We start from the raw sequence: 13,092 nt of genomic DNA on the forward strand, positions 1-13,092 counted from the left end.
CCCCCGTATCCACCGGGCGTGGTTCGTCGCCGCCGTGACCTTTGTGACGATCATCGGCGCCGCCGCGTTCGCCTCGCTGCCCGGACTGCTCATCGAGCCGCTGCACAAGGAGTTCGACTGGTCACGTGGCGAGATCGGGTTCGCCGTGTCCGTCAATCTCGTGCTGTACGGGCTCACCGCGCCGTTCGCCGCCGCGCTCATGGACCGGTTCGGGATACGCCGGGTCGTCGCCGTCGCGCTGACCGTCATCGCCACCGGGTCCGCGCTCACCGTCGTCATGACCGCCGCCTGGCAGATGGTCCTCTACTGGGGCGTCCTCGTCGGTCTGGGCACCGGCTCCATGGCCCTGGCCTTCGCCGCCACCGTCACCGACCGCTGGTTCGTCGCCAGGCGCGGACTCGTCACCGGCATCCTCACCGCGGCCGGCGCCTCCGGGCAGTTGGTGTTCCTGCCGCTGCTCTCCTGGCTCGTGGCCAACCACGGCTGGCGCCCCGCCTCGATCACCGTCGCCATGTCCGCGCTCGTCGTCGTCCCGTTCGTCTGGCTGCTGCTGCGCGACCNNCCGCCCCCCGTCACCGGCGCGGCGCGGCGCGCGGTGACCGTCCTGTTCGAGGCCGCCCGCACCGGGCCCTTCTGGCTGCTCGCCGGGACGTTCGCGATCTGCGGCGCCTCCACGAACGGCCTCATCAAGACCCACTTCATCCCCGCCGCCCACGACCACGGCATGCAGATCACGGCCGCCGCCTCGCTCCTCGCCGTCATCGGTGTCTTCGACATCGTCGGCACCATCGCGTCGGGCTGGCTCACCGACCGCTTCGACGCGCGCCGGCTGCTCGCCGTCTACTACGCGCTGCGCGGCGTCTCGCTGCTCTTCCTGCCGATGCTGCTCGGCCCGGACGTCCGGCCGCCGATGCTGTTCTTCATCGTCTTCTACGGCCTGGACTGGGTCGCGACCGTCCCGCCGACGATCGCCCTGTGCCGCGAGTACTACGGCGCGGACAGCGCCATCGTCTTCGGCTGGGTGCTGGCCTCGCACCAGATCGGCGCCGGGGTCGTGGCGTTCGCGGGCGGCCTGGTGCGGGACGTCACCGGCTCGTACAACACGGTCTGGTACGCCTCGGGCGCGCTGTGCGCGGCGGCGGCGCTGATGGCCCTGCTGATCAGGAGCCGTACGACCAAAGCGGCTTCCCTCAGCGTGACGTGAGGTCTTGTGACGTGAGCGCCTTCGCTATCCGCTCCGCGTCCATCGCCAGCTCCCGCAGCATCCCGCTGATCGGATTCGTGAAACCCGTGAAGTACATCCCCGGCGCCCGCTCGGACGTCCGCGCGCCCCGCACCACCGGGCACCCGCGCTCGTCCAGCACGCCGAGGTGCCCCACCAGGCCCTCCAGCGCCCGGCTGTAGCCGGTCGCCGCGATCACCGCGTCGGGCGAGATGCGTGAACCGTCCGCCAGCACCACCTTGTTGTCGTCGAACGACTCGACCGCCGCCACCGGTTCGACCCTGCCCTTGCGCACCGCCGCGATCAGCCCCACGTCCTGCACCGGGATCGCACCCTCACGCACCCGCGAGTACAGCCCGGTGTCGGGGCGCGGCAGCCCGTGCGCCGAGAGGTCGGGCACCGCGATCTTGCACATGATCTCGCCGCCCCGGTCGACCAGCCGCGTCGGCAGCCGCCGGACGAGGATGCCCGTGCGCTGCGCGGTCCAGCCCAGCGTCGAGCGGCGCACGATGTGCGGAACGGTACGGATCGCCAGACGTACCCGCGCCGCGCCGCCCTCCACGAGGTCGACCGCGATCTCGGCGCCCGTGTTGCCGGCGCCGACGACCAGGACGTCCTTGCCCTCGTACGGACGGGAGTCGCGGTACGCGCCCGCGTGCAGCAGTTCACCTCCGTACGACCGCGCCCCCGGCCAGTCGGGCATACGCGGCGCGTGGTTGTAGCCGGTGGCGACGACGACGGCGCTGCCGGTCAACTCCCGCCCGCCGGTGGCGTGCAGGAGCCAGCTCCGGCCGTCCGCCGAACGCTCGATGCCGGTGACCTCGACGCGGGTGACGATCTCCAGACCGTGGAACTCCGCGTACTTCTCCAGATAGCGCACCATGTCGGCGCGTGAGACCCAGCGTCCGAAGGATCTCGGCATCGGCAGACCGGGCAGCGCGGACAGCTTGCGGGTGGTGTGCAGATGGAGCCGGTCGTAGTGGCCGCGCCAGGAAGCCCCGACGGCCTCGGACTTCTCCAGTACGACGGCTCGCACGCCCCGCGCGCGCAGGGCGGCGGCGACGGCGAGACCGCCCGGCCCGCCGCCGATGACGTACACGGGGCGGTCGTTGGTGAGGTCGATGTCGCTGGGCATGAGAGCTGAGCGTAATCGAGCAAGCACTTGTTGGGTCTCGGTCAAGACGGGAATGGATTGCGAATCGGTTACGCCTGGGTAAGTTCTGCGGGCGGCGGCTGAAACCGCGGTGAAAGCGGCGTGAATCCGACGGCCCGCACGCTGCTGCCATGACAGAGAACCTCACAGCGGCCGGAGTGCCGCGACGTGCCGGAAGCAGTGCCGACAACGCCAGCAGTGCCATCAGTGCTGTTGGGTTGCGTAAGTCGTATGGCGAGAAGTTGGTGCTGGATGGTGTGGATCTGGAGGTGGTGGAGGGGTCGGTGTTCGCGTTGTTGGGTCCGAACGGGGCGGGGAAGACGACGGCTGTGCAGATCTTGTCGACGTTGATCGGTGCGGATGGTGGGCGGGTGCGGGTGGCGGGTCATGATCTGGTGGGTGAGCCGGACGCGGTGCGGTCGGTGATCGGGGTGACGGGTCAGTTCTCGGCGGTGGACGGGTTGTTGAGCGGTCGGGAGAATCTGCGTCTGATGGCGGATCTGCGTCATCTGGGGCGTGCGGCGGGGCGGGCGCGTACGGCGGAGTTGCTGGAGCGGTTCGATCTCGCGGACGCGGCGGACGTGTTGGTGTCGACGTATTCGGGCGGGATGCGGCGCAGGCTGGATCTGGCGATGACGCTGGTGGGTGATCCGCGGCTGATCTTCCTGGACGAGCCGACGACGGGGCTGGACCCGCGGAGCCGTCGCACGATGTGGGAGATCATCCGGGGTCTGGTCGCCGATCAGGGGGTGACGATCTTCCTGACCACCCAGTACCTGGAGGAGGCGGACCAGCTCGCCGACCGGATCGCGGTCCTGGACCACGGGAAGCTCGTGGCGGAGGGGACGGCGCAGGAGCTGAAGCGGCTGGTTCCCGGCGGGCACGTCCAGCTGCGCTTCGCCGACCCGGCCGCCTTCCGGGCCGCGGTGGGGGCGTTGTCGCGGACGTTGGAGGACATACCGCGGGACGAGGACGCGCTGACGGTGCAGGTGCCCAGCGACGGGCGGGTGCGTTCGCTGCGCGCGCTGCTGGACCTGCTGGACGCGCAGTCCGTCGAGGCGGAGGAACTGTCCGTCCACACCCCTGATCTGGACGATGTGTTCCTCGCCCTGACCGGCCGGCCCCGCCCGTCCACCGACACCGCGACCGAGAAGGCTGTGACCCGATGAGTTCCCTCTCCCACACCCTGGCCGACTCGGCGACGATGCTGCGCCGCAACCTGCGGCACATGCTGCGCTACCCCTCGATGACCGTGCTGCTGGCGGGGATGCCGGTGGTGTTCCTGCTGCTGTTCGTCTACGTCTTCGGCGGCACCCTGGGTGCCGGGATCGGCTCCGGCGGGGGGCGGGGCGAGTACATCGTCTACGTGATGCCCGGGATCCTGCTCATGACGGTCGCCGCCGTCGCCCAGGGAACCGCCATCTCGGTCGCGATGGACATGACCGAAGGCATCATCTCCCGCTTCCGCACCATGTCCATCTCCCGCGCTTCGGTACTGACCGGGCACGTTGTCGGGAGTCTCATCCAGACCATGATCGCGATGGTGATCGTGGTGGCTGTCGCGCTGCTCATCGGGTTCCGGACGGGTGCGACGCCGGTGGAGTGGCTCGCGGCGATCGGAATCATCGCGATGATCGCCTTCGCCGTCATCTGGCTGTCGGTCGCACTCGGCCTGGTCAGCAAGACAGTCGAGAGTGCGAGCAATCTGCCGATGCCGCTGACGCTGCTGCCGTTCCTCGGCTCCGGCTTCGTCCCGACCGACTCGATGCCGACGGGGTTGCGCTGGTTCGCCGAGTACCAGCCCTTCACGCCCGTCATGGAAACCCTGCGCGGACTCCTCACCGGAACCGAGATCGGCAACAGCGCCCTCCAGACCGCCGCCTGGAGCGCCGGCATCGCCCTCCTCTCCTACCTCTGGGCAAGGAAGCTCTACAACCGCGACCCCGCCGCTCGGTGAGTGGCCGTCGGTGCGCTCGCGTCCCGCTCTCGTAGCGCGTCCAGGGCCGCCGCGCGGAGGTCTTCGTGGGGGAGGGCGGCGTACTCGGCCGCCGCCCGCGCGTACTCCGTCGCGTCGGCCCGTTCGGCGGTGCGGCGGGCGCGGGCGGGGGACATGGTCGGCTGGAAGTTCCGCAGGAGGCGGAAGCGTTCGGCGAGCGCGATCAGCCGGGCCGCCGACCGCCGCACGCCAGTTCCGCCATCGGTACTCTCCTCGACGGCCGCGAGGTCGACCGTGGCCAGCGCCAGCAACAGGGCGCCGCAGGCCGGGAGTTCCGGCCTCGACATCGGTGAACTGACGAGCGGGGAGGCCAGCGCCTTCGTCAGTGAGTGCCGCAGTTCACCGGCGGCCTCCGCTACCAAGTCCAGTCGGCCGTGCTGGGCATGGGCCATCACGGCGGCCGTGTCGATCTCAACCGCCCAGAGATCCAGGCTGTGTTCGGCGATCAGACTGCGGCTGCTGAGCTGTGTCACCTGCTCCACCGCCGTACGCCACAGGCTCAGCCCCGTCTCGGTCTGCCCACGCGCGAGGGCGATCTCCCCCCGTACCGCGTGATCGAAGGCGTGGCCGGACTCCGCGTCCGTCCCGAGGCCGAACGTCATCGCCGCCTCGTCGTCCGCCGGACAGCGCGTCGCCAGATCCAACTGGCGCTCGGCGTCGTCGACATCGCCGAGCTGAAGGCCGATGAGCGCCAGCGCCGCGTGGACACCCACCACGTCCGGCCGGGCGTTGAGCCCTTCGAGCACCGGGAGCATCGCCTCGTAGTGGCTCCGCTCCTCTTCGATCCGCCCGGAGCGAGCTGACAGTTCACCGACGCGCGCGTGGGCGATGATCCAGACCCAGGGGACCGCCGCGACGTCGGACGCGTTGAGCATCCGCCCGGCGGCGGCCAGCGCGCCCGGCAGGTCGCCCTCGGACTCGCGGACGAAGCTGTCGAACGCGCTGGTGACGGTGGTCAGGAGCGGCGCGCTCCCCTCTGTTCGGGGTCCGGCCCCGGTTCGGGCGGTCAGAGCGAGGGCCGTGGCGCGTATCAGGGTGTCGGGCGGGGCCGTCGGCAGCCGGCGCAGCGCGACCAGCGCGCGCGAGGCGCGCGGCCCGCCGGTGACCAGGCCGTACGCGGTGCACACCGTGAGCGCCGTCCTGGTGATCTCAACGGCGTCGGGCTCCGGCCGGTAGTGCGACAGCAGCCACGCGGTCTCGTCGTTCAGCACCGCCATGCGCGCGTACGCGGACTCCACGAGCCAGACGCCGCCCAGTACGGCGCTCGTGGCCGCCACCGTCGCGCCGTCGCCGCGGGCGAGCCCCAGCCGCAGCGCCCGCAGGAGGTTGTCCTGCTCGGCCTTGATCAGCTCGCCGGACGCGATGGGCTCGGCGCCGAGGAGCGGTCCGTGGTGCGCCGTACCGAAGTCGCGTGCCCAGGCCAGGAACGCGGCCGTCACGCGTGTGGTCCCGCCCGCCGCCTCCAAGCGCGCCGCGCCGAACTCCCGTACGGTCTCCAGCATGTGGAAGCGGGCGCCGGGCCGGGCGTCGACCACTCTGAGCAGCGACTGGTCGACCAGGTCCTCCAGGACCCGCAGCGTGTCGTCGCCGTCCTCGGCGACTTCCCCACCGTGGGCCAGGAGCGCGTGCGCCGCCTCCTCCGTGAAGCCGCCGGGGAAGACCGAGAGGGCGCGCAGCGCGGCCTGACCGGCCGGATCCAGCAGATTCCAGCTCCACTCGACGACCGCGTGCAGTGTGCGGTGGCGCGGAGGCGCGTCACGCGCGCCGCCCCGCAGCAGGGTGAAGCGGTCGCCGAGGCGGCGGGCGATGGCGGGGACGGACATGACGCGTACGCGGGCGGCGGCGAGTTCCACGGCCAGTGGCAGGCCGTCGAGTTGACGGCACACCTCGGCCACCGCGTCCGGCGCCAGCTCGACATCGGGACGCGCGGCGCGCGCCCGGCGCTCGAACAGCTCGACGGAGGTGGCGAGATCAAGCTGCGGCAGCCCGTACACGGACTCCGAGGACAGGCCCAACGGGGCCCGGCTGGTGGTCAGTACGCGCAGATCGCGGGTCATGGACACCAGGCCACGCACCAGTTCGGCGGCGCCGCGTACGACGTGCTCGCAGTTGTCGAGGACCAGCAGCACCGGGCCGGGGCCCAGCGCGGAGACGATCAGGCCGAGTACGTCGGCCGGGGCGATCGGACCGGCGCGCGTGGTGCGGCGCGCCTCGCGGACGCTGAGGACCGAGGCGACCTCGCCCGCGACGTCGCCGTCGGTGCCGACCCCGGCGAGCGGGACGAAGTACACGGCACGCTGCTCGGCGACGCGGCTCACCGCGTGGGCGAGCCGGGTCTTGCCCAGACCGCCCGCGCCGACGATCGAGGTGACGCGGGAGGTGCGGAGCAGCTCGGTGACGGCGGTGAGGTCGTCGGCGCGGCCGAGGAGCGCGTTGGGGTCGTGGGCGACGCCCTGGCGCAGGACGGGGGCCTGGCCGCGCAGGAGTTCCTGGTACGCGGCCCGGAGCGGGGCGCCCGGGTCGGTGCCCAACTCCTCGCGCAGGGCGCGTCGGTAGGTGTCGTACGTGGCCAGGGCCTGGGCCGGGCCCGAGACCGACGCCTCGCAGCGCAGCAGCTCCAGCAGGACCTCCTCGTCGCGCGGCCGGTCACGCAGGACGGCGGTGAGGGGTGCGATGGCGTCGGTACGGCGGCCGAGCCGGGACAGGGCGAGGGCGCGGGCGCGTACGAGGGAGCGGCGGGTGGCGGCCCGGCCGCGGCGCAGCTCGGTGAGCGGATCGCCCGCCCCGGTCTCCGGTGCGCCCTCGCCGCTGTCCCGCTCCCACCGGGCGAGGCCGGCCTCGGCGTGCCGGAGGGCGGCGATGTGGTCGCCCGCGCGGGCGTGGCGGGCGCTCTCGGCGGCGCTGAGCAGCACGGCCGAGGTGTCGACCTGGTGCTCGTCCAGGGCGAGTCGGTAGCCGGTGGGGGTGCTGACGACGAGGCCGGGGCCGAGCTGGGAGCGGACCCGGGAGACGAGTACCTGGAGGGCCTTCTTCGGGTGCTCGGGCCGCTCATCGTTCTCCGGCCACAGGTCCGCGACCAGGCGCGCGCTGGTGCGCCCGGCGCGCAGGTCGTCGGCGAGCAGCGCGAGGAGGCCGTGCAGCCGGGGACCGGTGATCTCCCGGCCCCGGTAGGACACCTCGGACAGGAGGCGGAGCTCGGTGGTCACCCGTTCAGGTTACCCAGCGGGGGCCGGGGCGGGGGTGGTCGCGAAGGCGTCTAGTCGAGTACGGCGGTGGCCTCGACCTCGACCAGATGCTCGGGTACGTCCAGCGAGGCGACGCCGATCAGCGTGCCGGGCGGCACGGGGGTGATCCCGAGCTTCGCGGACGCGCGGGCGACGCCGTCCAGGAACTGGGGCATCTTGTCGGGCGTCCAGTCCACGACGTACACCGTCAGCTTCGCCACGTCGGCGAAGGAGCCGCCGACGCCGGCGAGCGCGGTGCCGACGTTGAGGTAGCACCGCTCGACCTGGGCGGCGAGGTCGCCCTCGCCGACCGTGCCGCCGTCGGTGTCCCAGGCGACCTGCCCGGCGATGAAGACCAGCTTCGACCCGGTCGCGACCGACACCTGGTGGTAGATGTCGGTCTCGGGGAGTCCGGTGGGGTTCACCAGGGTGATGGCCATGCTCTGCCTGCCTTCTGCTCGGTCTCTTGCGGTTACTCAGGAACCGTAAGAGAGTGTGCGCTGACATGGAAGAACGCACTTTTCAGTGACTGGGGAACCTCATGGTGACCAAGCAGCTCAGCGGCACCCCCGAGAACGCGGACCTCGCGCGCGCCGACTCGCTCGCGCGGGAGATCTTCTCGGACGTCGCCAACAAATGGGCGCTGTTGATCATCGAGGCGCTGGGGGAGCGCACACTGCGCTTCGGCGAGGTGCGGAGCGAGGTCGACGGCATCAGCCACAAGATGCTCACCCAGAACCTCCGCATGCTGGAACGCAACGGCCTGGCGCGGCGCACGGTGCACCCCACGGTGCCGCCGAAGGTCGAGTACACCCTCACCGAACCGGGCCTGGCACTGCGGGAGACGGTGCACCGGATGTGCGACTGGACCCACCGCTACATCGACCACATCGAGACGTCACGCGACCGCTTCGGCGCGGCGGACACCCCCTAGGGGGTGTCTTGCCGATCTTGCCGGGCTCGCGGTCCCTGGCACGCACGCTCGCCGCGTTGTCGTCGGTCGGCATGGCTCCGCCATGCCTCCCTCCTCCGCCTTGCGATCGCACGCACCAGACCCCGCTCCCTGATCCGGCCTGATCGACAAGACACCCCCTAAGGCCAGAGCAGCTCGCGTCGCCAGCCGCCGTCGGTACGGCGGTAACGCAGCCGGACATGGCGTCTCTGGGCATCCCCCTGGAAGAACTCGACCTCGTCGGCGACGAGCACGTACGCCGTCCAGGTCGGCACGGGCGCGTCCGGCTCGGCCCGCGCCCGCTCCCACGCGGCCCCCGACGCCCGCGCCAACTCCTCGGCCGACCCGAGCACTTCACTCTGCCGCCCGGTCAGCGCGGCGGCCAGCGCCCCGGTGGACCGTACGGCCAGATCGGCCCGGCTCTCCGCGCTCCCGGCGGCCGACACCGCACCCCGCACCCGGACCTGCCGCCCCTGCGCGGGCCAGTAGAACCCGAGCGCGGCCCCCGGCGAGACGGCGAGCTGCCGGCCCTTCGCGCTGGTGGCGTGCGAGGCGAAGTGCCAGCCGCGCTCGTCGGCGTCGTGCAGCAGCAACGTCCGTACGTCGGGCCGCCCGCCCCCGTCGACGGTCGCGAGCGCCATGGCATGCGGCTCGACCACCCCGGCCCCGACGGCTTCGACGAACCACCGCTGGAACAACACCACCGGCACATCGGGCACATCCCCGGTGTCGAAGCGGGCCAGCCCGTTGTCCCAGGTCGGCAGTCCACGAAGTACGTCCCTGAACACCTGCTGCTGCTCGTCGCCGCTCATGCCCCCATTCAACCGCTCACCCCAGCGCGTCGAGTGCCTTGACGACGAGGGCACGGGCGTCGGCGCCGTACACGGCCATGGTCCGTAGCCTTTCGAAGGAGCTGACGTACAAGGCGACCACTTAGGGTGTAGTACTACGTCTGAAGTGGTGCCAAGAGGAAAGGTGCGACCACCCCGTGCGACAGAACCTGGCCCGCCGCTCCGCGCTCGTGGATGCCGCCATCGAAGTGCTCGCCCGTGACGGGGCCCGGGGGCTGACCTTTCGGGCCGTCGATGTGGAGGCGGGGGTGCCGAAAGGGACGGCGTCCAACTACTTCACCAGCCGCGACGAGCTGCTCAATCAGGTGGGGCACCGGATCTATGAGCGGCTGATTCCCGACGAGGCCACCGTCGCCGGCATGGTCACCGGACCCAACACCAAGGCGCGGACCGCGGAGTTGGTGCGGCAGGTGGTGGAGCGGGTCACCGCGTTTCGGACCGGGTTTCTCGCTCTGCTCGAACTGCGGCTGGAGGCCACCCGGCGTCCGGAGCTGCGTGCCGTGCTGACCGCGCGCGTGGCCAGGGATGTCGAGGAGAACGTCACGGGCCATCTGGCGTCCGGGCTGCCCGGGGACGCCGACGCGGTCAAGATGATCTATCTGGCCGCCAACTGGCTGGTGGTGGAGCGGCTCACGCTGCCCGGTGTCTTCTCGGAGGAGGAGGCCGCGCGGCTGATCGGCCATCTTGTGGAACGCGTGCTGCCACCCGAGTCGTGAGACGTCCGTGAGACGGGAGCGCCGGCGGGGATCAGTTCGCTGATCCGCCGCCGGCGTGACAGGACGGAGGGAGAAGCAACGTTACTTCGCCGGCTTCTTGCCCGTGATACCCAGGTGGACCAACAGCGCCAGGTTCGGCTTGAGTTCGGCCTGCTTCACGCCCCAGGTCTGGAAGCCCTTCTGGTGCCCGGCCACCGCGGCGAGCATGACGACCAGTGAGCCGGCCATCGCGGCGGGGTTGACGTCCTTGTCGACCCTGCCTTTGGACTGGAGCTCCTTCACGGAATCCGTAAGGGAGTTGGTGACCGAACTCAGGATCTTCATGCGGATCTTGTAGAACCGCTTGTCGCCCTCGGCCGCGCCGAGATCGATGACCCTGAGGATCGCGTCGTTCTTGCGCCAGAAGTCGAGGAATCCGTCCACGAGTTCTTCCGCCGTCTGGCGTCCCGCTTTACCCGCCCAGGAGCGCCCGGAGACCAGTTCGGTCAATCCGGCACCCTCCTTGGCCATTTCCTCGGCGATCTCAAGGACAGCGCCCTCGACGTCCGGGAAGTACTGATAGAAGGTCGCGGGTGAAGTGCCTGCCTTCCGGGCAACGTCGATGACTTTGACGTCCCGATACGGCGAGGTGCTGAGCATCTCGCTGAGGCAGTCGAGCAGCTTCTGCCGCGTCGCCTGGCCGCGCCGACCGGCCACGCGGCCGTCGACGGTACGTACTTGTCCTGTCATGCCGTCAGCTTACCGAGGGGTGATCGGAGCGCGATTCGGCCGACTGCAAATGGGGAACCGCCCGCTGATCACGGGGGGCCGAAGAGGGGGCCGGAAGCGGTCCGACCGCGGCCGTGACCAGGAATAGTGTTATCAACAGTCTGTGGACAACCGCGGTGGATAACTCCCCGCACACAAGGTCTCACCGCGAGATAATTAGTCAATTGTTCGATTTGCCCCGCCCTGCGCCGGGCGAAATGCGCCATTAGCGTGGCCGGAAGGCGCATCGCTCGGGCGGTACGCACGCGGAGGAAGGATCCGGGCTCATGGCCGTATTCGCGGAAGGCGCACCGTGCTGGGTGGATGTGTCGCTTCCTGACGTCCGGGCGGGCAAGCGTTTCTACGGCGAGCTGTTCGGCTGGACATTCGGTGCGGACGGCGGCGCGGCATACGGGTACTACACGAATGCTTTCAGTGACGGAAAGCGCGTCGCCGCCCTCGCCGCGAAGCAGGACGGGCGTATGCCGACCGCCTGGGGCGTTTATTTCGCGACATCGGACGTCACCGCACTCACCGCGCGAATCAAGGAGGCCGGCGGCGGAATGGTGATGGACCCGACAGCCGTGGGTCCGTACGGCACCCGGGCGCAGGGCGTCGATCCCGGGGGCGCGGTCTTCGGCCTCTGGCAGCCGGGGGCGTACTCGGGGTTCGAAAAGCAGAGCGAGCCCGGATCTTTCTGCTGGACGGAGGTCTATACGAGGGACAAGGAGAGCGTCGACCTCTTCTACGAGTCGGTATTCGGCTTCATCGGCAAGGACCTCCCGGGCGAACCGGTCGACTTCCGTACGTGGTCCCCGGCCGGATCCGAGCCGGAGAGCGACAGCGCCGTCGGCGGGCGAAGTGTCATCACCGACGCATTTCCCAAGGAGATGCCGGGGCATTTCCTCGTTTACTTCTCCGTGGCGGACTGCGACGAGACGGTCGCCGAGGCCGTCCGGCTGGGCGGCCGGGTCCGGGAGTCCGCCACCGACACCCCGTACGGGCGGATCGCCACCCTCGTGGACAACCAGGGCGCGCTCTTCGCGGTGCTCGCCGAGCCGGAGGCCGCTTGACGCCGGCCATGGATCCCTGAGGTCGCTGATACGGCTGGGGCGCGTGTGAGCTGGGCGTACGGGCGGGGCAACCGGCGTTGGTCCGTACGCGTCAAGACTGTTACGGGCGTGATAGTCACTCCGTACGGGGTCGTTCGCTCATTTTCTGTCCGAATCAGGGTGAGACACCCCGATCCGCCCCCGGGTTCGCAACCATCGGGCCAGACAGGAAGAATCAGGGGGCAGGGGGCCGTACCTTTGTGGCCCGTACGGGGAGGTGGCAGGCAAGTGGAGCAGCTGACGCAGCACGATCCGAGACGTATCGGGCCCTTCGAGGTGCTCGGACGCCTCGGAGCGGGCGGTATGGGGCTCGTCTATCTCGCGCGCTCGGCCTCGGGCCGCCGCGTGGCGATCAAGACGGTGCGGACCGAGCTCGCCGAGGACCAGCTGTTCCGCGTCCGTTTCACGCGCGAGGTGGAGGCCGCCCGCGCGGTCAGCGGCTTCTACACGGCCGCCGTGGTGGACGCCGACCCCCGGGCCGCCGTGCCCTGGCTGGCCACCGCCTATGTGCCCGCGCCCTCCCTGGAGGAGATGGTCAGCCGGTGCGGCCCGCTGCCCGTGCAGGGCGTGCGCTGGCTGGCCGCCGGTATCGCCGAGGCGCTCGAATCCATCCACGGCGAGGGCCTGGTCCACCGTGACCTCAAACCGTCGAACGTGCTGGTGGTGGAGGACGGGCCGCGCGTCATCGACTTCGGTATCGCCTCCGGCGTCTCCAACACCCGCCTCACCATGACCAACGTGGCCGTCGGCACCCCCGCGTACATGTCGCCCGAGCAGGCGCGCGACTCCCGCAGCGTCACGGGCGCCAGCGACGTCTTCTCGCTCGGCTCCACCCTCGTCTTCGCCGCCACCGGACACGCGCCCTTCCACGGCGCCAACCCCGTCGAGACCGTCTTCATGCTCCTGCGCGAGGGACCGAATCTGGAGGGGCTGGCGGACGAGCTGCGCCCGCTCATCGAGTCGTGCATGCAGATGGACGCCACCCAGCGCCCGACGCCCGCCGATCTCCAGTCGCAGCTCGCCCCGCATCTGTTCGCGTCGGGCAGCGACGACAGCGGTACGGCTTCGGCCTGGCTGCCCGCGTCCGCCACCGAGATGATCGAGGAGCGCCGGGGCGGC

Annotated in this window: 12 protein-coding genes and 2 pseudogenes; 8 read left to right on the forward strand and 6 right to left on the reverse strand. The window is 70.7% G+C overall.

Features of this window, described 5'->3' with window-relative positions:
* The coding region (locus BHU15_RS41650) for an MFS transporter (RefSeq protein ID WP_255293247.1) at positions 1–560 on the forward strand (560 nt) is incomplete at both ends.
* 2 nt (positions 561–562) lie between these two features.
* Positions 563–1,204, forward strand: a pseudogene (locus tag BHU15_RS41655) (MFS transporter); the annotation flags it as partial.
* On the opposite strand, the gene BHU15_RS29760 reads toward BHU15_RS41655, so the two are convergent.
* On the reverse strand, positions 1,191–2,357 hold the full coding sequence (locus BHU15_RS29760; RefSeq protein WP_069629996.1) for a flavin-containing monooxygenase: 1,167 nt from the start codon (positions 2,355–2,357) through the stop codon (positions 1,191–1,193). The pseudogene BHU15_RS41655 and the gene BHU15_RS29760 sit on opposite strands and share 14 nt — an antisense overlap.
* A 149-nt stretch (positions 2,358–2,506) precedes the next feature.
* Between BHU15_RS29760 and BHU15_RS29765 the strand changes: the two genes are divergently transcribed.
* Complete coding sequence (locus tag BHU15_RS29765) at positions 2,507–3,544, forward strand: ATP-binding cassette domain-containing protein (RefSeq protein ID WP_069629997.1); 1,038 nt, start codon at positions 2,507–2,509, stop codon at positions 3,542–3,544.
* Positions 3,541–4,332 carry an ABC transporter permease gene (locus BHU15_RS29770; RefSeq protein WP_069629998.1) on the forward strand — a complete coding sequence of 264 codons (792 nt, stop codon included), beginning with the start codon at positions 3,541–3,543 and terminating at the stop codon, positions 4,330–4,332. The genes BHU15_RS29765 and BHU15_RS29770 overlap by 4 nt, the downstream gene beginning before the upstream one ends.
* Here BHU15_RS29770 and BHU15_RS29775 read toward each other — a convergent pair.
* Positions 4,305–7,577 carry an ATP-binding protein gene (locus tag BHU15_RS29775; RefSeq protein ID WP_069629999.1) on the reverse strand — a complete coding sequence of 1,091 codons (3,273 nt, stop codon included), beginning with the start codon at positions 7,575–7,577 and terminating at the stop codon, positions 4,305–4,307. The genes BHU15_RS29770 and BHU15_RS29775 overlap by 28 nt on opposite strands.
* 50 nt (positions 7,578–7,627) lie before the next feature.
* The gene (locus BHU15_RS29780; RefSeq protein ID WP_069630000.1) at positions 7,628–8,035 is read right to left on the reverse strand and encodes a RidA family protein; all 408 of its coding nucleotides are present in this window, start codon (positions 8,033–8,035) and stop codon (positions 7,628–7,630) included.
* 101 nt (positions 8,036–8,136) lie between these two features.
* On the opposite strand from BHU15_RS29780, the gene BHU15_RS29785 reads away from it, so the two are divergent.
* On the forward strand, positions 8,137–8,529 hold the full coding sequence (locus BHU15_RS29785; RefSeq protein WP_069630001.1) for a winged helix-turn-helix transcriptional regulator: 393 nt from the start codon (positions 8,137–8,139) through the stop codon (positions 8,527–8,529).
* 158 nt (positions 8,530–8,687) lie between these two features.
* Here the strand turns inward: BHU15_RS29785 and BHU15_RS29790 are convergent, their stop codons facing one another.
* Entirely contained in the window at positions 8,688–9,359 is a 672-nt protein-coding gene (locus BHU15_RS29790) for a pyridoxine/pyridoxamine 5'-phosphate oxidase (protein WP_069630002.1), read from the reverse strand.
* Between the two features lie 16 nt (positions 9,360–9,375).
* A pseudogene (locus tag BHU15_RS39470) lies at positions 9,376–9,477 on the reverse strand (transcriptional regulator); the annotation flags it as partial.
* A gap of 58 nt (positions 9,478–9,535) precedes the next feature.
* Between BHU15_RS39470 and BHU15_RS29795 the strand changes: the two are divergent.
* A complete protein-coding gene (locus BHU15_RS29795) occupies positions 9,536–10,114 on the forward strand; it encodes a TetR/AcrR family transcriptional regulator (RefSeq protein ID WP_023540910.1) in 579 nt (192 codons plus the stop codon).
* A gap of 81 nt (positions 10,115–10,195) precedes the next feature.
* Here BHU15_RS29795 and BHU15_RS29800 read toward each other — a convergent pair whose 3' ends face one another.
* Complete coding sequence (locus BHU15_RS29800) at positions 10,196–10,843, reverse strand: TetR family transcriptional regulator (protein WP_037783940.1); 648 nt, start codon at positions 10,841–10,843, stop codon at positions 10,196–10,198.
* Positions 10,844–11,148: 305 nt separating this feature from the next.
* Here BHU15_RS29800 and kbpA point away from each other — a divergent pair, with 305 nt between their 5' ends.
* Both kbpA and BHU15_RS29810 read left to right on the forward strand, forming a co-directional pair.
* Positions 11,149–11,934 carry an AfsK-binding protein KbpA gene (gene kbpA, locus BHU15_RS29805; RefSeq protein WP_023540912.1) on the forward strand — a complete coding sequence of 262 codons (786 nt, stop codon included), beginning with the start codon at positions 11,149–11,151 and terminating at the stop codon, positions 11,932–11,934.
* Positions 11,935–12,201: 267 nt separating this feature from the next.
* The coding region (locus BHU15_RS29810; protein ID WP_141726905.1) for a serine/threonine-protein kinase at positions 12,202–13,092 on the forward strand (891 nt) is incomplete at its 3' end.

The organism is Streptomyces niveus (genome assembly GCF_001723055.1).
GTDB lineage: Bacteria > Actinomycetota > Actinomycetes > Streptomycetales > Streptomycetaceae > Streptomyces > Streptomyces niveus.